Below are 18946 nucleotides of genomic sequence, written 5' to 3'. Positions count from 1 at the left end.
GCTAATCCTCTGCGTGTGGCGGCAACGACATGCCGATCAACAGCCCTATTTCGTCCAGCACCGGACTGCTGCCAAACAGCCGCAACGCGTGCCCGGCAGCGGCGGATTTGGCCTGCAGCAACAGCAATAGCTGCAGGCCGCAGCCATCCAGTTCGCTGAGTGCGGACAAGTCCAGCTGCACCCGTGGGTGCTGCAGCAAACCGAGCAAGGCATCCTGCACTTCGTGCATGGTGTAGATCGTCAGCTCGCCGCTGAAGGCGGCCTGACACACATCCTGCTCATGACTGAGGGTCAGCGACATGGCAGGACCTCTCAGGGCTGAATCAGCTTGGCTACCGCATCCAGCAGCTTGACCGGATCAAACGGCTTGACCACCCATGCCTTGGCACCGGCTTCGCGCCCCTGGTTTTTCTTGTCGTCACTGCCTTCGGTAGTCAGCATGATGACCGGCAGAAAACGGGTGGCCGGGCCTTCGCGCAAGCGCTTGAGCAAGGTGATGCCATCCATGCCAGGCATGTTGACATCGGAAATCACCAGATTGACACGGGTGCCTTGCAGCTTGTACAGGGCATCATTGCCGTCCAAGGCTTCGATCACGTTATAACCGGCGCCTTTGAGCGCGATACTGACGGTCGCCCTGATGCTGGCGGAATCGTCCACAATCAATACGGATTTGCTGGCCATTTTCGGCTCTCCCTGGCAATGAAATGGTTCTGCTACCGATGCCGGACCTGCGTCCTGGGCCTTAGAGCCTGCTCAAGGTCTCGCGAGCTAGAGTGAGACAAGGCGAAAACGACTAAGGAAGCGGAATTTACATGACGTAAATGAGCATTCCGCAGACGTTTTTAACGCAGCATCACCGACGCGCAGCAGACCATGAACAGGTTCTTAAAAGAAATCCACATCCCCGTTGGACGCCGCCACGGCCTGCTGACTGCCACCCTTGTGCAGTGCCGCCTGTTCCAGCGTGGTATAGGTGGACTCAAGACGCCGCAGCCATTCGGCTGGGCTGGCGACCGGCAAGCTCTGCCCCTGGCGCACGGCATCGCGCAATGCCTGCACATGGCCATGCATCAACTGCAGGTCGTTGCCGACGTGCTGCAAGATCTGGCACACCCGGTCCTGATACTGCATGGCAATCAGCGAGGTATTCAGATCCCCCTCCACCTGCTTGCCGTGCAATTGCATGTCGTGATTGATGGTGGCCAGCTGGCCGGCCGCCTGGCTGAAATCCTGCACCGAGGCATCCAGCAGCTGCAGGGCGCTTTTGCCTTTTTGCACGTCCTGTGCGCCCAGCTCCAGCGTGCTGCTGCGGGTGCGCTCCAGCGCGGCATTGATGATTTCCACCTTTTCGGTCATGCGCAGCCCGGTTTGCGCCGACAGCAGCGACAACTTGCGTACCTCGTCGGCCACCACGGCAAAACCGCGACCGAATTCACCGACCCGTGCGGCTTCGATACTGGCGTTCAAGGCCAGCAGATTGGTTTGGCTGGAAATCTTGCCGACATCCTCGGCCATGGTGCGCAGTTCGGCAGAAAAGGTGGTCAGGCTGGCGACTTCATCGATGATGATCTGGCGGTGGCTGACGATCTCGGCCAGCACCTGGGCAATTTCCTGGCTGCGCTGGCGCGCGGCATCCACCAGCCCGCCCAGGCTGTCACTACCCGCCTCACCGCTTGCCGACCGTGAAGAGTCAATCGTCGCGTGCAGGCCGCCGGCAATATCGGCCAGGCTCTGCGCCACCTGGTTGCCACCCTGGGTGGACTGCGCGATGACCAATTGCAGATTGCCGCCCCACTTCTGGATCACCTGCTCGATCAGGTTGAGCTGGCCATCCAGTTCATGCGGTGCGCTGGTGTTTTCCGGCGAGGGTTCAGACGTGGTATTTGCCGGCTCGGCAGGCTTGGCGCTGACCAGCAACAGCAGGGTGGCGCTGACCAGAAACGAGAAAATCACCAGCAGCCAGAGCGGCAGAGCATGGTTTCCCAGCCAGACCAGGACATTGGCGGACGCCAAGATGGCCAGACTCAATCCCCGTGACACCATGTTGACACCCCCACCCGCTATCGCTTTCACGGCACAGCAGGTGGCCGCAGGCGTACCCACGGCGATTGCATCCTGTATGCACAAGCGAATTTATTGAAATTGGATCAGCTTTATCGGCAGATTTTGCCAAACCGGCCTTGTTAGCTGCTGTTGTTCAACAAAGTTCAGCATCCCCAGGCTGTCAATGTGGATTTGAAATTAATTCATTATTTTACATATTTCATTAACAGTAATATTGATGGTGCTTTTAGCTGCAAGCCGCCGATAGCGATGTCCGGCAGATTGCGCAGCAGGTAACACCGCAAGGTCATCTTGCTATTCTTGACCAACACGCGCGAGGCAGAACACCAGCAGCGACCGCCAGCCCACTGACGGAGAGTGCGGAAAAATCCGCTGTGCGGCAAAAGTCAACCGCCGCCCGGCCATCCGCCCGACAAGCCACAACACCCCTGCGCGGCCCTTCACAAAAAGCGCCATTGCGCGTACCATCCCGCCTCGCTTTTCGGGATGGCATCAATGACTACTAGCAGCGCTGCGCAGGCATGCGGCATCGACTTCGGCACCTCCAATTCCACGGTTGGCTGGCTGCGCCCTGGCGCAGACACCCTGATTCCGCTGGAAGACGGCAAGATCACCCTGCCCTCGGTTGTCTTTTTCAATTACGAAGAGGACCACTCGGTATTTGGCCGCCGCGCCCTGCTGGAATACACCGAAGGCTATGAAGGGCGCCTGATGCGCTCGCTGAAAAGCCTGCTGGGCAGTAGCCTGATCGACAGCCAGACCGAGGTACAAGGCCGCGCCCTGCCGTTTCGCCATCTGCTCACCCTGTTCATCCAGGAGGTCAAGCAGCGCGCCGACCGTGCCGCTGGCCGCCCCTTCGAACAAGTGGTGCTGGGCCGCCCGGTGTTCTTTGTCGATGACAACCCCAAGGCCGACGCGCTGGCGGAAGAAACCCTGGCGCAGATTGCCCGCCAGGTGGGCTTCAAGGAGATTTCCTTCCAGTTCGAACCACTGGCAGCCGCCTTTGACTACGAATCCTCCATTACCCGCGAAGAGCTGGTGCTGATCGTCGATATCGGCGGCGGCACTTCGGACTTTTCGCTGGTGCGCCTGTCGCCGGAAAGACGTGAGCTGGACGACCGCCGCGCGGACATCCTGGCCACCGGCGGCGTGCATATCGGCGGTACCGACTTCGACAAGCAGCTGAGCCTGCACGGCGTGATGCCGCTGTTCGGCTTCAAGAGCCGCCTGCGCAACAATGCCGAAATGCCCTCGGCGCAATACTTCAACCTCGCCACCTGGCACACCATCAACTTTGCCTACACCCGCAAGGCGTGGATGGATTTGCAGGATATTCATCGCGACGTGGAAGACCCGCGTGCGTTCGACCGCCTGTTCAAGCTGATTCAGGAACGCGCCGGCCACTGGCTGGCCATGCAGGTGGAGGAAGCCAAGATCGCCCTCTCCAGCCAGGAGCGCCATCAGCTGCAACTGGAACTAATCGAAGACGGACTGTATGCCGAACTGCTGCGCCAACAGTTCAACCAGACCATTGACGGCATGCTGGGGCAGATCGGCAAAACCATTGGCAGCCTGCTGGCCGATGCCGGCATCAGCGCCAGCCAGATCGACACCGTGTTCTTTACCGGCGGCTCCAGCGGCGTCCCCGCGCTGCGTCAGTGCGTACAGCAACTGCTGCCCAATGCTCACCACGTGGAGGGCAATCTGTTTGGCAGCATTGGCAGCGGCCTGGCCATCGAAGCGAAAAAACGCTACGGCTGACAGATGCAAAAAGGGCTGCCCAAACGGAGCAGCCCTTTGACAAAGAAGGTGCAGTGAATCAGCCCTGGCGCTTGCGCGGGGCTTTTTTTGTGGCTGCCGGCGGCAGGTCGAGATCAAACAGCATGCCGGTGCGCCCGGTCTGCGACTGGCAGGCAATCTGCAGCGCACGGTTGATCGCTTCCTTCTTGCTCACCCCCCACCACTCGATCATCTTGTCCAGCGACTTCTGTGCATCACGACTCAACTCCACCGTCACCGACAGCTCCTGCAAGCGGTTGCGGCGCTGCTCGCGGCTGCGGCGCTTGCGCTCGGCCACCGTCATGGCGCGCTCGCCCAGCGGCTTGCGTCCGGGCTTTTTCTGCACGCCGCCAATCAGGTCGAAGGTGTAGTGATCGCAGGGATCTTTCATGGATGGGTGACGGGTCACAATCAAGAGGGGCGCAAGAATACCACAAAGCCACGCCAGATGGGGCATACAGGCCCATCGCCCCTGCAATTAGTCGCTTCGCATAGCCTGCCCCGCCCAAGCAGCAATTCACGATTTAGCCAACGAAGGGTCAGCCAAGGCGAAAGGGCGTGAAAAAGCGCAATGGACAGGGCATCCATGAGCATGGTGAACGACCTGTCAACGCAGGATCACCCGAGTCTCGCAGAGCGTAAACAGGTTCTTACAGCGGATTGGCGCTGAAGGTATCGCACTGCGCGATATCACCACCGTCGAAACCACGGCGGAACCAGCGCACGCGCTGCTCGCTGCTGCCGTGGGTGAAGGAATCCGGCACCACGGCCTGCCCGGCGGAACGCTGCAAGGTGTCATCGCCGATCTTGGAGGCCGCATTCAGCGCCGACTCCAGATCACCGCCCTCCAGAATGTGCCGCGCCTTGTCGGCATGGCTGCCCCACACCCCAGCAAAGCAGTCGGCCTGCAATTCCAGCCGCACCGACAAGGCATTGGCCTTGCGCTCCGAAGCACCACGCCGTGCCGCATCCACCTTGCCGGAAATACCCAGCAGGTTTTGCACATGGTGCCCCACCTCATGCGCAATCACATAAGCCTCGGCAAACTCGCCCGGTGCACCCAGCTGCTGATTCAGCGTGCGGTAGAAGGCCAGATCGATATACACCTTGCGGTCGGCCGGGCAATAAAACGGCCCCATGGCCGACTGCCCCTGACCACAGGCGGTCGGCGTGCTATTGCTGAACAACACCAGCTTGGGCTGCTGGTAGCTGGCACCGCGCTGCTGGAAAATCTGCCCCCACACATCCTCGGTATCCGCCAGCACCACGCGCACCAGCTTGGCCTCGCGCTGTTCTTCGGCAGAATGCACCTTGGGCTGCTGCGGCTGGGTCTGCACTTGCTGATGCCCGCCACCGCTCAGCGCCGAGATGACCTGCAGCGGGTTGGCACCAAACACCAGCCAGGCCACCAGGCCAATGGCAATCGTACCCAGACCGATACCGCCGCCACCCAGCCTGAACCCGGGAGAGCCACCACCGCCCTCGTCACGGCGGTCTTCTACATTGTTACTTTCACGATTGCCATCCCAACGCATGCCAGCTCTCCTTTTATCCGATCAGGCCGGCAGATAGCCAGCCAGCAGCGCCTGCACCAGCAAGGCGAACAGCGCGGCAATGATGTCATCCAGCATCACGCCAAAGCCGCCATGTACCCGGCGGTCAAACCAGCCGATTGGCCAGGGTTTCACAATATCAAACAGGCGGAACAAGGCAAAGGCCAGCAGCCAGCCCGCCCAACTGGCCGGCGCATACGCCAGCACCAGCAGCATGGCCACCACCTCGTCCCAGACGATGCCGCCGTAGTCGTGCACCCCCAGCGCATCGCCGGTTACCTGACACACCCACACCCCCAGCACAAACAACGGCAGGCATAACAAGGTCAAGCCCAGGCTGCCCACCCCCAACGCATGCAGCAGGAAAAACAGCGGGTAAGCCACCAGCGTCCCCCAGGTGCCCGGGGCCTTGCGTGCCAGACCGCTACCAAAGCCAAAAGCCAGCAGGTGCGCCGGATGGCGACGCAGAAAAGCCCAATCGGGGCGGAAAGCCGGTGCCCGTTTATGCGAAGTGGTCATAACCTGCCTTGTTCAATGTAATTACTTGGCCTGTGGCATCCAGCAAGCGCGCGCCACTGCCTGCCACGACACGGCCGATACGTGTCACCCGGCAGCCCGCCTGCTCTGCCGCCGCCAATACCGCCTCCCGCGCAGACAAGGGCGCAGTGAAGCAAAGTTCGTAATCATCGCCACCTGCTGCCAGAAACTCCAGCCAGCGCGGCCGCTCTGCCTCCAGCGGCGGCAAGGATGGCAGGCTGTCGGCCCAGATTTCTGCCGCCACGCCCGAGGCCGCCAGAATATGCCCCACATCAGCCAACAGCCCGTCTGACACATCGGCCGCAGCATGGGCCGTCCCCAGCAAGGCCTGGCCCAGCTCCAGCCGTGGCACCGGGAAATCCAGCCGGCACTGGCAAGCTGCCAGCACATCATCCGACACGCTGCCAGCCGGCAGCCGCCCCAGGCGCTGCGCCACCGCCAGCGCCCCCAGGCCCAGCTCACCACTGACCCAGACATCGTCATCCACCCGGGCAGCATCGCGCCGCAGGGCCTGCCCTTGCGGTGTTTCACCCATGATGGTGATGGACAGCGTCAGCGGCCCACGGGTGGTATCCCCGCCGGCCAGCTCCACGCCATATTGTTCGGCCAGCGCAAACAGGCCACGACTGAAACCCTGCGCCCAGGCTTCATTCACCTCGGGCAAGGCCAGTGCCAGAAATGCCCAGCGCGGGCGGGCGCCCATTGCCGCCATGTCCGACAGATTCACCGCCAGCGTCTTGTGACCCAGCGCGTGCGGGCTGACATCGGCAAAAAAATGCCGCCCCTCAACCAGCATGTCTACCGACATATGCAGGTCCAGCCCCGGCGTCGGCCGCAGAATGGCGGCATCGTCGCCCACCCCCAGCACGGCAGAAGGAGCTGGGCGGGTGAAATACTGGCGGATCAGTTCAAATTCGTTCATGCGCAGCAACTCCGCGTCTTCATGCAAAAACACCCGCCGTAGCGGGTGTCAGTTTCATGCAGCAAGATTATCAGCCCTGACGACGCGAACGCTGCGAGGCAACCTCGTCGGCGCGTACATCGGCAGCCAGCTTGTCCAGCACGCCGTTGACGAATTTGTGGCCGTCGGTACCACCAAAAGTCTTGGTGATTTCGATGGCTTCATTGATGATCACCGGGTAAGGCGTTTCCGGGTGCTGGGTCAGTTCCAGCGCCGCCATCAGCAGCACGGCGCGCTCCACCGGGCTGACTTCTTCTTCGTTGCGCTCGTAATAGGGACGAATGCGGCCGGACAGCACGGCAACGTCTTTCAGTACACCGTACAGCACGGCGCGAAACAGGGTTTCGTCCGCCTTGGCGAAGTATTCGTTTTCGCGCAGGTGTTTTTCAATCAGCGAAGCCGGACGATCCGGATTCAATTCCCATTCATAGATGCCCTGAACGGCAAATTCGCGGGCACGGCGACGGGCGGTTTTCATGTCGGTTTCCTAAAAAGAACAAGTGAGCGGCATCATCCCCAAGGGATGATCAACCGCGCAGCGTTTTATGCAGATTGGCCATTTCCACCGCAACGCGTGCTGCGTCACGGCCTTTTTCCAGCATGCGCACTTCGGCCTGCTCGTCGTTCTCGGTGGTGAGGATGGCGTTGGCAATGGGGATGTCGAAATCCAGACCAACACGGGTCACACCAGCACCGGATTCATTGGAAACCAGCTCGAAGTGGTAGGTTTCGCCACGGATGATGGCACCCAGTGCCACCAGCGCATCGAACTTGCCGCTCTTGGCCATGGTTTGCAGTACCAGCGGCACTTCCAGCGCCCCCGGCACCGTGGCCAGCACCACGTCATCCGCAGCCACACCCAGCACCTTCAGCTCGGCCAGGCAGGCGTCACGCAGCCCGTGGCACACTTCCTCGGTAAAACGCGCCTGGACGATGCCGACCTTGAGGCCGCGGCCGTTGAAATCGGAAGAAATGCGCTGGATAGCTTCAAGCATGGGAGTCCTCGCTGCTGAAATTCGGATCAGATAAGCCCTCTGTGCCACCGGCAGCTACCGGCACCCAGAGGGAGTCATGACGGAAAACCGGCTATTTTAACCGATTTCGATATGAAAGTGTTCCGGCTGGCAAAAGCCGGTGACTTCCAGATTAAAACCGGCCATCGACGGCACGCTCAACGGCGGCGACATCAGCTTCATCTTGCCCACACCCAGCGCCTTGAGCATTTGTGCACCCACGCCAAAGGTTTTGCCGTCCCAGGGTGAGCGTTTCACATTCTGACCCAGCGCACGCTGCAGCAGGTCATCGCCGGTTTCATCGCGATACAGCAGGATGACCACGCCCTTGCCGGCTTCATCGATGGCTTCCAGCGCACCCGGCACGGTCCAGGAGTGCGGCCGCGAAGTCGGGTCCAGCACATCCATGATGGACAGCGGCTCGTGCACGCGCACCAGGGTTTCCTCCGCCTCATCCAGCTGACCCTTGACCAGCGCCAGATGGGTTTCGCGGGTGGTGACATCGCGGAACACATGTAAGTCGAAAGCACCGAACGGGGTTTCCACCGGGCGCTGCCCCACTTCTTCCACCAGCGATTCGGTACGGCTGCGGTAGTGGATCAGGTCGGCAATGGTGCCGACTTTCAGGCCGTGGGTCTTGGCGAACGCCAGCAGCTCCGGCATGCGTGCCATGGTGCCGTCGTCGTTCATGATTTCGCAGATCACCCCGGCCGGCTCCAGCCCGGCCAGCATCGGCAGGTCGCAAGCCGCTTCGGTGTGACCGGCGCGAATCAGCACGCCGCCATTCTGTGCCTTGAGCGGGAAAATGTGGCCCGGCTGCACCAGATCGCTGGCCTTGGCATTGCGCGCCACCGCAGCCTGCACGGTCTTGGCGCGGTCGGCGGCGGAGATACCGGTGGTCACGCCTTCCGCCGCTTCGATGGAAACGGTGAAATTGGTGCCGAAAGAGGTGCCGTTATTGGCCGCCATCATCGGCAGCTCCAGCAGTTTGCAGCGCTGCTCGCTCAGCGTCAGGCAGATCAGGCCACGCGCATGCTTGGCCATGAAGTTGATGGCTTCCGGGGTGACGAACTCGGCCGCCATCACGATATCGCCTTCGTTTTCGCGATCTTCCGCATCAGCCAGCACCACCATTTTGCCGGCCTTGATGTCGGCAATGATGTCCTGCACCGGAGAAATAACCATTTGCTACATCCTTTATATAGAGGGCACTGCGCGGCTGAGCCGGGCAGACTGCAAATCCTGACGGCTGGCGGTAGTCCTGCCCAGACCGTGAGCGGGGCATCCGCCCCGCGCTGTATTTTCACAACATGGAGGCAATCGGCAGCCTATACAAGCCGATTCGCCACTTTTTTCAAACCAGTCCTGCGCCATGGCGCTGTGCCAGCACCCGCTCCACCGTGTCCACAATGGCCTGGGTTTGCGGATCGACCTCGATATTGATGGCGTCCCCCACCTGCCGGAACTGGATGATGGTGCGCTCCAGCGTTTCCGGAATCAGGTGTACGCAAAAACGGCTGCCTTCGACGCTGCCAATGGTCAGACTGCAGCCATCAATACCGATATAGCCCTTGGCAAACAGATATTTGCCGAACGCTGCCGGCAGCGTGAACCACACCGTGCAGTTGTTCGGGCTGCGGATGACCTCGTCCACCTGCGCCAGGCAGATGATGTGACCAGACATGGCATGGCCGCCGATTTCATCACCGAAGCGGGCTGCCCGCTCCACATTGACCTTGTCGCCCACCTGCAGCCGGCCCAGATTGGTCAGACGCAGGGTTTCGGCCATCAGGTCGAAAGCCACCCGGTCGTCCTGCACCTCGGTTACGGTCAGGCAGCAGCCGTTATGGGCAATCGATGCCCCCAGTTCGATACCGCCCAGCATGGACGGCGGCAGCCGCAGCACATGGCGACGGAAATCCTGTCTTTCCTCGATGGCCACCACCTCGGCCATACCCTGCACGATACCGGTAAACATGCTTGCTCCTGTTCTGGACCGCCCGGCCGCTGCTGCAGCCGTCAAAACACCCATGATAACCAAATCGCCGCCGAGTGCCGACCCGCTTTCAAGCCTTGGCGCAAGGCCCGGCCACGCCGGCAAAGCTATCTTGCTGATGTCAAAAGAAAAGCTTTTGTCAAAACGATGGCAGAAATTTGCAGTCTGCGAGGTTTTGTTGCGCGCCGCTATCCTGTAAAATCACCGCCTTCTTAAGTCAAGCCTGTTCCTACTCCATGTCCGCAGAATTGTCCCGCATTGCCGAGGAAGTGGCGCGCCGCCGCACCTTCGCCATCATTTCCCACCCTGACGCCGGTAAAACCACGCTGACCGAAAAGCTGCTGCTGTTTTCGGGCGCCATCCAGATGGCCGGTACGGTAAAGGGCAAGAAGGGCGGCAAGTTTGCCACCTCGGACTGGATGGAAATCGAAAAGCAGCGCGGCATTTCCGTGGCTTCCTCGGTGATGCAGTTCGATTACCGCGAGCACACCGTCAACCTGCTGGACACCCCGGGCCACCAGGACTTCTCGGAAGATACCTACCGCGTACTCACCGCCGTGGACAGCGCCCTGATGGTGATCGATGCCGCCAAAGGCGTGGAAGAGCAAACCATCAAGCTGCTCAATGTCTGCCGCCTGCGCAACACGCCCATCGTCACCTTCATGAACAAGTACGACCGTGAAGTGCGCGATTCGCTGGAGTTGCTGGACGAAGTGGAAAACGTGCTGAAGATCCGCTGCGCGCCAATCACCTGGCCTATCGGCATGGGCAAGACCTTCCGCGGCGTGTACAGCCTGCTGAGCGACGAGGTCATCCTGTTCGAAGCCGGTAGCGAAAAGCTGATTACCGATATCGAAGTAATCAAGGGCATCGATAATCCGCGCCTGGACGAACTGTTTCCGCTGGAAATGGAAGGCCTGCGCATGGAGATCGAACTGGTCAAGGGCGCTTCCAATGAATGGAATCTGGAAGAATTCCTGGCCGGCGAACTGACCCCGGTATTCTTCGGCTCGGCCATCAACAACTTCGGCGTGCGCGAGATTCTGGATGCACTGATCAACTGGGCGCCGGCACCGCAGCTGCGTGACGCCACCGTGCGTGACGTGGCACCGACCGAAGGCAAGTTCTCCGGCTTCGTGTTCAAGATCCAGGCCAATATGGACCCCAAGCACCGCGACCGCATTGCCTTCCTGCGCGTGTGTTCCGGCCAGTTTGAACGTGGCATGAAGATGAAGCATCTGCGGCTGAACCGTGAAATCTCGGCTTCCAGCGTGGTGACCTTCATGTCGCACGACCGTGAAATCGTGGAAGAAGCCTTTGCCGGCGACATCATCGGCATCCCCAACCACGGCAATATCCAGATTGGCGACAGCTTCTCCTCGGGCGAAGAGTTGGCCTTTACCGGCATTCCTTTCTTTGCGCCGGAGCTGTTCCGCTCGGTACGCATCAAGAACCCGCTGAAACTCAAGCAGCTGCAAAAAGGCCTGCAACAGCTGGGCGAAGAAGGCGCGGTCCAGGTATTCAAGCCGCACAGCGGCGGCGACCTGATTCTGGGCGCGGTCGGCGTGCTGCAGTACGAAGTGGTAGCCAGCCGGCTGGCCGCCGAGTACAGCGTGGATGCCATGTTCGAATCCGCCAGCATCTGGTCGGCGCGCTGGTTTACCTGCAGCGACCGCAAGAAGCTGGACGAATTCATCAAGACCCTGCAGATGAACATCGCCACCGACGCCGGCGGCAACCTGGCCTACCTGGCCCCCAATCGCGTCAACCTGCAACTGACGCAGGAGCGCTGGCCTGACATCGTGTTCCACGAAACCCGTGAGCACGCCGTCAAGCTGAACGACTAGAAAGGCCAGCGCCACCATGCAAGATCTGCTCGAACTGATCCGCCAGCTGCGCACCGATTACTCTCACGAGATCGTGCGCTCGCTGATGCTGGTCGCTGTATTGCTGCTGATCCGCGTGGTGGTGGGCCGCATCCTGTCCAGCAATGTGAGCGTGCCGGTGGAGGAAAGACGGCGCTGGTCGATTTCCACCCGCAACTTCCTGTTCATTGCCGGCCTGGCCGGCATCGGCATGATCTGGGCCAACGAGCTGCAAACCATCGCCGTCTCGATGCTGGCCTTTGCCGCGGCGCTGATTCTGGCCACCAAGGAGCTGATCCTGTGCGTGTCCGGCTTTGTGGTGCGCCACGCTTCCAACAGCTACAGCCTGGGCGACCATATCGAGGTTGGCACGATACGCGGCCGCGTGGTGGACATCGGCCTGTTGTCGACCACGGTGATGGAGATCGGACCGCAGCACAATGCGCACCAGATGACCGGGCGCGCCCTGACCTTTCCCAACAGCCTGTTGCTGTCCAATGCGGTGATCCGGGAAAACTACATGGGCGATTATGTGATGCACATCATCAACATCCCCATGGGCTATCACATCCCGCCTACCCGCGCCCAGCGCCTGCTGCTGGAAGCCGCCGAGCAGCACTGCCAGCAGCATGTTGAGGCGGCGCGCGTCCACATGGAACGCATGGCCGAGCGCTATCTGGTGGACACGCCATCGGTAGAACCGCGCATCGGCATGCAGGCGGTGGATGAAAAACGCTATCAGTTGATCTTGCGCATCGCCATTCCGGCCAAGGAAAGGCAACGTATCGAGCAGGCCATCATTCACCAGTTCATGGAACAGTGCTATCCGGACATTCCGGCCAAATAATTAGAGCTAGAACTCCAAACAGCAGTTATAATCCCGACTTGCCCCATTGTCCGGTGCCCCATGAGCAAACCTCGCATCAAAACCTACGACCGCATCATTCTGGAAAGTCTGAAACTGTTCAACGAACAGGGCGAGCGCAACATCACCACCAACCATATCGCCGCGCATCTGGGCATTAGTCCGGGCAATCTGTACTACCACTTCCGCAACAAGGAAGAGATCGTCTACCAGATTTTCCTGATGTACCGCGACTTCATCAATGAACGGCTGGCCGTACCGGAAGCGCGCGACATGACGGTGGCCGATCTGGTCAATTATCTGGACACCGCCTTTCTGGCGATGTGGCAGTTCCGTTTCATGTTCTACGACCTGCCCGGCATGCTGGCGCGCAGCCCGCAGCTGCAGTCGGAGTATCACCAGTTCGTCAATACCGAACTCAAGGGCATTCTGGGCGAGCACTTCCGCGAATTCATCCGCCTGGGCCTGCTGAAGATGGACGAAGACGATATCGAAGCGGTCAGCATCAATATCTGGCTGGTGGTGAAATTCTGGTTTGCCTTCGAGCAAACCTCGCGTCCCAAATCGCCCATTACCGAAGCCTCTGGTCATCGCGGCGTGCGCCAGGTCATGGCACTGCTCAAGCCCTATGTGCAGCCGGATTTCATGACCCCCTTCCAGCAGCTGAGCGAACGCCACGCCGGCCGCTAACTCCTGCCAGCACAAGCCAAAAGGCCGCCGCCCCACGGGACGACGGCCTTTATTGTTTCAGCCAGCCAGCCTGGCTGGTGCAGACTCAGGGACGGATGGCGATCTTCAGCACACCGTCGCGCTGGTGGGCAAACAGGTCGTAAGCGGCCTCGATATCATCCAGCGCGTACTGATGGGTCACCAGCGGCCCCAGGTCCACCCTGCCCGAGGCAATCACCCCCATCAGCCGGCGCATGCGCTCCTTGCCACCCGGACAGAGCGCGGTATTGATCTTGTGGTCGCCCAGGCCCGCGGCAAACGCCCCCAGCGGAATGGTCAGGTCGCTGGAATACACACCCAGGCTGGACAAGGTGCCGCCGGGCTTGAGCACGCGCAAGGCCGAGGCAAAGGTGTGCTGGGTGCCCAGCGCCTCGATGGCGGAATCCGCCCCGCGCCCGCCGGTCAGCTTCATCACTTCGTCCACCACGTCGCACTGGGTGAAATTGAGGGTGATATCCGCCCCCATCAGCCGCGAAATCCCCAGACGGTGATCATTGCCATCCACCGCGATGATGGTGGTAGCCCCCAGCAGGCGTGCTCCCGCCGTGGCACACAGGCCAATCGGCCCCTGGGCAAACACCACCACGGTGTCGCCAATGCGGATATTGGCGTTTTCCGCGCCCTTGAAACCGGTGGACATGATATCCGGGCACATCAGCACCTGCTCGTCGCTGAGGCCATCCGGAATGGGCGACAGATTGGCCTGGGCATCCGGCACCAGCACGTACTCGGCCTGGGTGCCGTCGATGAGGTTGCCAAAGCGCCAACCGGCCGTGGCCTTGTAGCCGTGGCAGCCGCATTTGCCGGAGGCAATCAGATAACTGCCATCCTGTGAAGCCACACCATCCTGCGCCGCATAGGAATTGAAATTGGGACAGATGGCCCCGGCAATCACCCGCTGGCCTTCCTGATAGCCGCTGACTGCGCTGCCCAGTTTTTCGATGATGCCCACCGGCTCGTGGCCAATGGTCAGGCCCGGTGCTACCGGGTATTCACCCTTGAGGATGTGCACATCGGTACCGCAGATGGTGGTGGTGGTGATGCGGATCAGCGCATCGTTGGGACCTACGTCCGGAATGGGCTTTTCGGCGATTTCAATCCGGCCCGGCGCCACAAAAACTGCTGCTTTCATCATGCTGCTCATGGATATCTCCTGTATGAGAGATGCAATGCACGCAGTGCCGCACACCGGCAGGGCTGCCAGCGCACAGCAGTGTCACCGCCCATGCTCGGGCGGCTATCACTCTCAGGCAAGCCGCGCCACTATTGGTTTCCTCTGGTGGTTTCCCCTAGTGGTTTCCCCTGGCCCGACAAAACAGCCGGTCCGGCTCAGTCGAATTGTTTTCTGAACAGCAGCAGGCCACCGGTAAACACCAGCAGGCCGATGCCGCTCATGCCCAGGATCGCCGGTTGCAATTCCGCCAGCCCCTGCCCCTTCAGCAGCACGCCGAAAGCGATGTCCAGATAGTAGTGCAAGGGCGAGGCATACATCAGCCCGCGCAGCCACACCGGCATGGCTTCCGGCGGCGTCCAGGCACCGGACAGAAACAGCATGGGTGCCAGAATCAGGATGGACAACATCCCCGCCTGTGCCAGATTGCGCGCAATGGTGGCGGCAAACAGCCCCAGCCCGGCCGTGGTAAACACGTATAGCGCCGACAAGGCAAAAAACAGCAGCAGGCTGCCCTTTACCGGAATGGCAAACACCGGAATCAGGATCAGGAACAGGCTGAGCGCCACGCCACACAAGATGACGCCAGTCATCGACACCACTTTGGGAAACAGGATGCCGAACGGCGTCAGTGGCGACACGATCAGCTGCTCCACCGTGCCTCGCTCCTTCTCGCGCACCAGCGCGGCAGCCGGCAGCAGCACGGCAAACACCGTGGCGATGTTCAGCATCTCGGCCACGCCCATGAACCAGCTGTCCTGCTGGTTCGGGTTGTACCAGACGCGGATATCGTTCTGCACTTTTGGCAGGCTGGCCGCTGCCTTGTCGTCCAGCCCCAGCCGCCGCATGGCCGACTCCAGCCCGTACTGGCTGACAATCTGCTGGGCATGGCTGGTGGCCAGAAAACCCAGTACCGAATTGGTGGTATCCACCTGCATGGCCACGCTGGTGGACTGACCGTTGGCCAGTTGCTTGCCGAATTGCGGCGGCACCGACAACACCAGCATGGCACGGCCCTGATCCAGCGCCGCCAGCGCGGCGGCATCCTGCGCCACCGCCCCATCCATGCGGAAATAGGGCTGCTGGAAACGGGACAACAATTCACGCGACTGCGGGCTGCGGTCCTGATCCTGCACCAGCGTGGCGGCATGATTCAGCGACAAGGACACACCGGAAGCCGCCAGAAAGATATCGGCGGTAAAGGCGTAGACGATGAAGGCCAGCAATACCCGGTCCCGCCCCAGTTGCTTCAACTCCTTGACCAGCATCACGGCAAAGCGCCGCCAGTGCAGTTGCCAGCCAGATGGCAGCCATTTCATGTATTCGGCCTCTTGCTGAATAGTCGATAACCAATAGCAAACAGCAGGCAGGCATAGCCAGCCAGCACGGCCAGCGGCCGCCACAGCGACAGCAGCCCCACCCCCTTGAGAAAACAGCCCACCACGATATCGGTGTAATACATGGCTGGCATCAGCTGAGCCACCAGCCGGGCACCGGACCCCAGCGACACGATGGGAATGATCAGGCCGGAATACAGCACGGCCGGAATCATGGTCACCACCATGGTGACAATCATCGCCGCCACCTGGGTACGCACCAGCACCGATACCAGCAGGCCGATACCGGTGGTGCACAGCACGTACACCAGCGTGGCGGGCAGGAAAAACAGCAAGCTCCCCTTGAACGGCACCTGATACAACAACACCGCCAGCAGCCACAGCAGCAGGATGTTGACGCTGGAAATGGCCACATAAGGTGCCAGCTTGCCCACCAGAAACTCGCCGCGGCTGACATTGGAGGCGTAGATATTGAAGATGGAGCCGTTTTCCTTTTCCCGCACCACGCCCAGCGCGGTGAGGAAAGGCGGCGACAGCATCAGGATCACCATGATCAGCTTGGGGGCCAGCGACCAGATGCTGGACACGCTCTGGTTGTACAGATAGCGCGACTCCAGCGCGATAGGCGTTAGCTGCGCCAGGGCGTCCTGCTGCGACAGGCCGGTGGCATGCGATACCGCCTGCGCCACCGCTGCCAGACTGAAGGCGGCATTGATGGCGCTGACATAGCCCTTGGTGGTCATGGCGCGGCTGGGAAAACTGCCATCCACCAGCGTCTGGATGGCAGCTGGCCGGCCCTGCGCCAGGCGCTTGCCAAACTGCGGCGGAATTACCAGCACCACCCGCACCTCGCCCGAGCCGATCAGCTGCCCGGCCATGCGCTCGTCGCCGACGTAGCCGTGAAAGCGGAAATAGCGCGAGTCGATAAAGCGGTAAGCATAATCACGGCTGGCAGCACTGCGGTCGTGATCGACCACGGCAAACGGGATGTTTTCCACATCCAGCGACAGACCATAACCGAACAGCAGCATCAATAGCGCCGGCACCACAAAGGCCAGCGAGAAAAACAGCCGGTCGCGCACGATTTCGCGCCACTCCTTGCCGGCGATGGCCCATACACGTTGCAGATTCATGCGCTGCCTTTCTGTGCGGACTTCTGTGCCTCCAGCTGACTGACCCGCTGCACGAACACATCTTCCATGCTGATGGGGTGGGACTGCGGCGGCTGCGCCACCCCCAATCCACGCAATACCGTGCCCAGCCGCTCCACGTCCGGCGTCAGCACATGCAAGGCCGTGCCATACGGCGACACATTGGCAAAGCCTGCCTGGCGCAGCGCTGCCACCAGTGCGGCGGCGTTGTCAGCGCGGACCTGGTAGAGCTGGCCAACCTCGGCCTGCAGCTGCTGCTTCATGGCATGGGGCGAGGCATCCGCCACCACGCGGCCGGCAAACATCAAGGCCAGATGGTCGCAATGCTCCGCCTCGCTCATATAGTGGGTGGTCACCAGCATGGCCACCCCGTCCAGCCGCGACAGGCGGAACAGAATGTCCCAGAAGGCACGGCGGCCCAGCGGATCGACCCCGCTGGTGGGTTCATCCAGAAACAGCACCCGTGGCTGGTGCACCAGGGCGCAGCCCAGGGCCAGCCGCTGGCGCAAGCCCATGGGCAAAGTGCTGGCCAGATCGTTTTCGTGACCATGCAGGCCGGCCATGTCCAGAATCCACGCCAGCCGCAGCGCGGTTTGCTGGCGATCCAGCCCGTAGATGCCGGCATACAGGCGGATGTTTTCCACCACGCTCAGGTCCAGATACAGCGAAAACGCCTGTGACATATAACCGATGCGCGATTTGATCAGCGCGCCGGCCTGCTTCATGTCAGCCCCGGCCACCATCCCGCTGCCACTGCTGGGCGGCAGGATGCCGGTCAGCATCTTGATGGCGGTGGTCTTGCCGGCGCCGTTGGCACCCAGCAAGCCGAAAATTTCACCCGGTTGCACCTGGAAACTGACATCACCCACAGCAACAAAATCGCCAAAGCGCTTGCTCAATCCCTTGGCCTCAATGGCCAGCGCGCTGCTGTCCAGCGGCTGGCGCGGCGCGGCCAGCGCAGCCAGGGTCTGTGCCTGCTGGCTGTCCGGACCAGGTGTGGCCAGCAGGGCCACGAACACGTCTTCCAGCTCTGGCTCCATCACATCCAGCTGCTGACAGTCCAGACCTGCCAGCAAGGTGTTCACCCGGGTGCGCGCCTGCTCTGCCGTCAAACCGGGCAGAAACAGCCGAATGGCTGGCCCCATCGCCTCGCATTGCCCGCCGATGGCGCTCAGGCGGCGCATGGCTTCCAGTTGCGGCTCGACACGGCACAGCACGATGCTGCCCGGTGCGCGCTGCAGAATCTCCGCCGGGCTGCCCTCGGCCAGCTTTTGTCCTTGGTGCAGGACGCTCATGCGGGTAAAGCGGCTGGCTTCATCCATATAGGCGGTGGACACCAGCGCGGTCAGGCCCTGGCTGGCGATCAACTCGGCCAGGATGGACCAGAAATCACGGCGCGATACCGGATCGACCCCGGTGGTGGGCTCGTCCAGGATGATCAGCTGCGGGGCGTGGATCAGCGTGCACACCAAGCCCAGCTTCTGCTTCATGCCGCCGGACAACTGCTTCATCGGCCGCTGGCGAAAGGCGGCCAGGCGAGTGATGGCCAGCAGCTGCTCCTTGCGCGCGGCGGCCTCTGCGTGCGGCACCAGCCGCAGTCGGGCGAAGAAATCGACATTCTCCTCGACCGACAGATCGCCATACAGGTTCTGCCCCAGCCCCTGCGGCATCAGGCCGATGCGGCCCTTGATGACTTCGGCGCTGCGTTCGCTGTCGAGCAACTGGCCGAATACCTCCAGCTGGCCTTGCTCGTAGGACAACACACCGGCCACCGCCTTCATCAGGCTGGATTTGCCGGCACCGTCCGGGCCGATCAGCCCGTACAGCTCGCCGCGCTGCACGGCAAGGTCAAGGCCACTGACTGCCAGATGGCCGGCATAGCGCTTGCCAAAGCCGCTGGCGCGGATGATGGTGTCGCTCAT

General features: G+C 61.3%; 20 protein-coding genes. 5 read left to right on the top strand and 15 right to left on the bottom strand.

Features of this window, described 5'->3' with window-relative positions; genetic code table 11:
- Nucleotide 1 precedes the first annotated feature (1 nt).
- The 3 genes from DBR44_RS10330 to DBR44_RS19495 form a co-directional block, all read right to left on the bottom strand.
- The gene (locus DBR44_RS10330) at nucleotides 2-301 is read right to left on the bottom strand and encodes an STAS domain-containing protein (protein WP_124643976.1); all 300 of its coding nucleotides are present in this window, start codon (nucleotides 299-301) and stop codon (nucleotides 2-4) included.
- Between the two features lie 11 nt (nucleotides 302-312).
- Nucleotides 313-684, bottom strand: a complete 372-nt coding sequence (locus DBR44_RS10325) for a response regulator (protein ID WP_124643975.1) — start codon at nucleotides 682-684, stop codon at nucleotides 313-315.
- Between the two features lie 204 nt (nucleotides 685-888).
- Nucleotides 889-2031, bottom strand: coding sequence for a methyl-accepting chemotaxis protein (locus DBR44_RS19495; protein WP_158613592.1), 1143 nt, complete (start codon nucleotides 2029-2031; stop codon nucleotides 889-891).
- A gap of 531 nt (nucleotides 2032-2562) precedes the next feature.
- Between DBR44_RS19495 and DBR44_RS10315 the strand changes: the two genes are divergently transcribed.
- Nucleotides 2563-3828 carry an Hsp70 family protein gene (locus DBR44_RS10315; protein ID WP_124643973.1) on the top strand — a complete coding sequence of 422 codons (1266 nt, stop codon included), beginning with the start codon at nucleotides 2563-2565 and terminating at the stop codon, nucleotides 3826-3828.
- 58 nt (nucleotides 3829-3886) lie between these two features.
- Here the strand turns inward: DBR44_RS10315 and DBR44_RS10310 are convergent, their stop codons facing one another.
- The 8 genes from DBR44_RS10310 to DBR44_RS10275 all read right to left on the bottom strand — a co-directional run bounded on the left by DBR44_RS10310 (nucleotide 3887) and on the right by DBR44_RS10275 (nucleotide 9888).
- A complete protein-coding gene (locus DBR44_RS10310) occupies nucleotides 3887-4237 on the bottom strand; it encodes a hypothetical protein (protein WP_103524561.1) in 351 nt (116 codons plus the stop codon).
- A 259-nt stretch (nucleotides 4238-4496) separates the two neighbouring features.
- On the bottom strand, nucleotides 4497-5381 hold the full coding sequence (locus DBR44_RS10305; protein WP_124643972.1) for a neutral zinc metallopeptidase: 885 nt from the start codon (nucleotides 5379-5381) through the stop codon (nucleotides 4497-4499).
- Between the two features lie 21 nt (nucleotides 5382-5402).
- Nucleotides 5403-5918 carry a phosphatidylglycerophosphatase A gene (locus tag DBR44_RS10300; protein WP_124643971.1) on the bottom strand — a complete coding sequence of 172 codons (516 nt, stop codon included), beginning with the start codon at nucleotides 5916-5918 and terminating at the stop codon, nucleotides 5403-5405.
- Nucleotides 5902-6858, bottom strand: a complete 957-nt coding sequence (thiL, locus tag DBR44_RS10295; protein ID WP_124643970.1) for a thiamine-phosphate kinase — start codon at nucleotides 6856-6858, stop codon at nucleotides 5902-5904. The genes DBR44_RS10300 and thiL overlap by 17 nt, the downstream gene beginning before the upstream one ends.
- A 70-nt stretch (nucleotides 6859-6928) precedes the next feature.
- The gene (gene nusB / locus DBR44_RS10290) at nucleotides 6929-7375 is read right to left on the bottom strand and encodes a transcription antitermination factor NusB (protein ID WP_059287032.1); all 447 of its coding nucleotides are present in this window, start codon (nucleotides 7373-7375) and stop codon (nucleotides 6929-6931) included.
- A 49-nt stretch (nucleotides 7376-7424) separates the two neighbouring features.
- Complete coding sequence (gene ribH, locus DBR44_RS10285) at nucleotides 7425-7892, bottom strand: 6,7-dimethyl-8-ribityllumazine synthase (RefSeq protein WP_103523180.1); 468 nt, start codon at nucleotides 7890-7892, stop codon at nucleotides 7425-7427.
- Between the two features lie 96 nt (nucleotides 7893-7988).
- Complete coding sequence (gene ribBA / locus DBR44_RS10280; protein ID WP_124643969.1) at nucleotides 7989-9095, bottom strand: bifunctional 3,4-dihydroxy-2-butanone-4-phosphate synthase/GTP cyclohydrolase II; 1107 nt, start codon at nucleotides 9093-9095, stop codon at nucleotides 7989-7991.
- 169 nt (nucleotides 9096-9264) lie between these two features.
- Nucleotides 9265-9888, bottom strand: coding sequence for a riboflavin synthase subunit alpha (locus DBR44_RS10275; protein ID WP_124643968.1), 624 nt, complete (start codon nucleotides 9886-9888; stop codon nucleotides 9265-9267).
- Between DBR44_RS10275 and DBR44_RS10270 the strand changes: the two genes are divergently transcribed.
- The 4 genes from DBR44_RS10270 to DBR44_RS10255 are packed head-to-tail and all read left to right on the top strand — an operon-like array spanning nucleotide 9887 to nucleotide 13326.
- On the top strand, nucleotides 9887-10105 hold the full coding sequence (locus DBR44_RS10270; RefSeq protein WP_124643967.1) for a hypothetical protein: 219 nt from the start codon (nucleotides 9887-9889) through the stop codon (nucleotides 10103-10105). The genes DBR44_RS10275 and DBR44_RS10270 overlap by 2 nt on opposite strands.
- Nucleotides 10106-10142: 37 nt before the next feature.
- The gene (locus DBR44_RS10265) at nucleotides 10143-11753 is read left to right on the top strand and encodes a peptide chain release factor 3 (protein ID WP_124643966.1); all 1611 of its coding nucleotides are present in this window, start codon (nucleotides 10143-10145) and stop codon (nucleotides 11751-11753) included.
- 16 nt (nucleotides 11754-11769) lie between these two features.
- On the top strand, nucleotides 11770-12618 hold the full coding sequence (locus tag DBR44_RS10260) for a mechanosensitive ion channel domain-containing protein (protein WP_124643965.1): 849 nt from the start codon (nucleotides 11770-11772) through the stop codon (nucleotides 12616-12618).
- Between the two features lie 60 nt (nucleotides 12619-12678).
- Complete coding sequence (locus DBR44_RS10255) at nucleotides 12679-13326, top strand: TetR/AcrR family transcriptional regulator (RefSeq protein WP_124643964.1); 648 nt, start codon at nucleotides 12679-12681, stop codon at nucleotides 13324-13326.
- Between the two features lie 85 nt (nucleotides 13327-13411).
- Here the strand turns inward: DBR44_RS10255 and DBR44_RS10250 are convergent, their stop codons facing one another.
- From DBR44_RS10250 to DBR44_RS10235, 4 genes are all read right to left on the bottom strand, one after another.
- Nucleotides 13412-14509, bottom strand: a complete 1098-nt coding sequence (locus DBR44_RS10250; protein ID WP_124643963.1) for an NAD(P)-dependent alcohol dehydrogenase — start codon at nucleotides 14507-14509, stop codon at nucleotides 13412-13414.
- A gap of 185 nt (nucleotides 14510-14694) precedes the next feature.
- Nucleotides 14695-15855, bottom strand: coding sequence for an ABC transporter permease (locus DBR44_RS10245; RefSeq protein WP_124643962.1), 1161 nt, complete (start codon nucleotides 15853-15855; stop codon nucleotides 14695-14697).
- On the bottom strand, nucleotides 15852-17006 hold the full coding sequence (locus DBR44_RS10240; protein ID WP_124643961.1) for an ABC transporter permease: 1155 nt from the start codon (nucleotides 17004-17006) through the stop codon (nucleotides 15852-15854). The genes DBR44_RS10245 and DBR44_RS10240 overlap by 4 nt, the downstream gene beginning before the upstream one ends.
- On the bottom strand, nucleotides 17003-18946 hold the full coding sequence (locus DBR44_RS10235; protein WP_124643960.1) for an ATP-binding cassette domain-containing protein: 1944 nt from the start codon (nucleotides 18944-18946) through the stop codon (nucleotides 17003-17005). Before DBR44_RS10235 ends, DBR44_RS10240 begins: the two co-directional genes overlap by 4 nt.

This window comes from Aquitalea sp. FJL05 (assembly GCF_003852595.1).
Lineage (GTDB): Bacteria > Pseudomonadota > Gammaproteobacteria > Burkholderiales > Chromobacteriaceae > Aquitalea > Aquitalea aquatilis.
This window is presented reverse-complemented; position numbering and strand designations above follow the sequence as displayed.

Bases quoted from the DNA above. Each gene is read 5' to 3' on its own strand.
- DBR44_RS10330 (WP_124643976.1), bottom strand. From the start codon at position 301: ATGTCGCTGACCCTCAGTCATGAGCAGGATGTGTGTCAGGCCGCCTTC.
- DBR44_RS10325 (WP_124643975.1), bottom strand. From the start codon at position 684: ATGGCCAGCAAATCCGTATTGATTGTGGACGATTCCGCCAGCATCAGG.
- DBR44_RS10315 (WP_124643973.1), top strand. From the start codon at position 2,563: ATGACTACTAGCAGCGCTGCGCAGGCATGCGGCATCGACTTCGGCACC.
- DBR44_RS10310 (WP_103524561.1), bottom strand. From the start codon at position 4,237: ATGAAAGATCCCTGCGATCACTACACCTTCGACCTGATTGGCGGCGTG.
- DBR44_RS10305 (WP_124643972.1), bottom strand. From the start codon at position 5,381: ATGCGTTGGGATGGCAATCGTGAAAGTAACAATGTAGAAGACCGCCGT.
- DBR44_RS10300 (WP_124643971.1), bottom strand. From the start codon at position 5,918: ATGACCACTTCGCATAAACGGGCACCGGCTTTCCGCCCCGATTGGGCT.
- thiL (WP_124643970.1), bottom strand. From the start codon at position 6,858: ATGAACGAATTTGAACTGATCCGCCAGTATTTCACCCGCCCAGCTCCT.
- nusB (WP_059287032.1), bottom strand. From the start codon at position 7,375: ATGAAAACCGCCCGTCGCCGTGCCCGCGAATTTGCCGTTCAGGGCATC.
- ribH (WP_103523180.1), bottom strand. From the start codon at position 7,892: ATGCTTGAAGCTATCCAGCGCATTTCTTCCGATTTCAACGGCCGCGGC.
- ribBA (WP_124643969.1), bottom strand. From the start codon at position 9,095: ATGGTTATTTCTCCGGTGCAGGACATCATTGCCGACATCAAGGCCGGC.
- DBR44_RS10270 (WP_124643967.1), top strand. From the start codon at position 9,887: ATGCTTGCTCCTGTTCTGGACCGCCCGGCCGCTGCTGCAGCCGTCAAA.
- DBR44_RS10275 (WP_124643968.1), bottom strand. From the start codon at position 9,888: ATGTTTACCGGTATCGTGCAGGGTATGGCCGAGGTGGTGGCCATCGAG.
- DBR44_RS10265 (WP_124643966.1), top strand. From the start codon at position 10,143: ATGTCCGCAGAATTGTCCCGCATTGCCGAGGAAGTGGCGCGCCGCCGC.
- DBR44_RS10260 (WP_124643965.1), top strand. From the start codon at position 11,770: ATGCAAGATCTGCTCGAACTGATCCGCCAGCTGCGCACCGATTACTCT.
- DBR44_RS10255 (WP_124643964.1), top strand. From the start codon at position 12,679: ATGAGCAAACCTCGCATCAAAACCTACGACCGCATCATTCTGGAAAGT.
- DBR44_RS10250 (WP_124643963.1), bottom strand. From the start codon at position 14,509: ATGAGCAGCATGATGAAAGCAGCAGTTTTTGTGGCGCCGGGCCGGATT.
- DBR44_RS10245 (WP_124643962.1), bottom strand. From the start codon at position 15,855: ATGAAATGGCTGCCATCTGGCTGGCAACTGCACTGGCGGCGCTTTGCC.
- DBR44_RS10240 (WP_124643961.1), bottom strand. From the start codon at position 17,006: ATGAATCTGCAACGTGTATGGGCCATCGCCGGCAAGGAGTGGCGCGAA.
- DBR44_RS10235 (WP_124643960.1), bottom strand. From the start codon at position 18,946: ATGAGCGACACCATCATCCGCGCCAGCGGCTTTGGCAAGCGCTATGCC.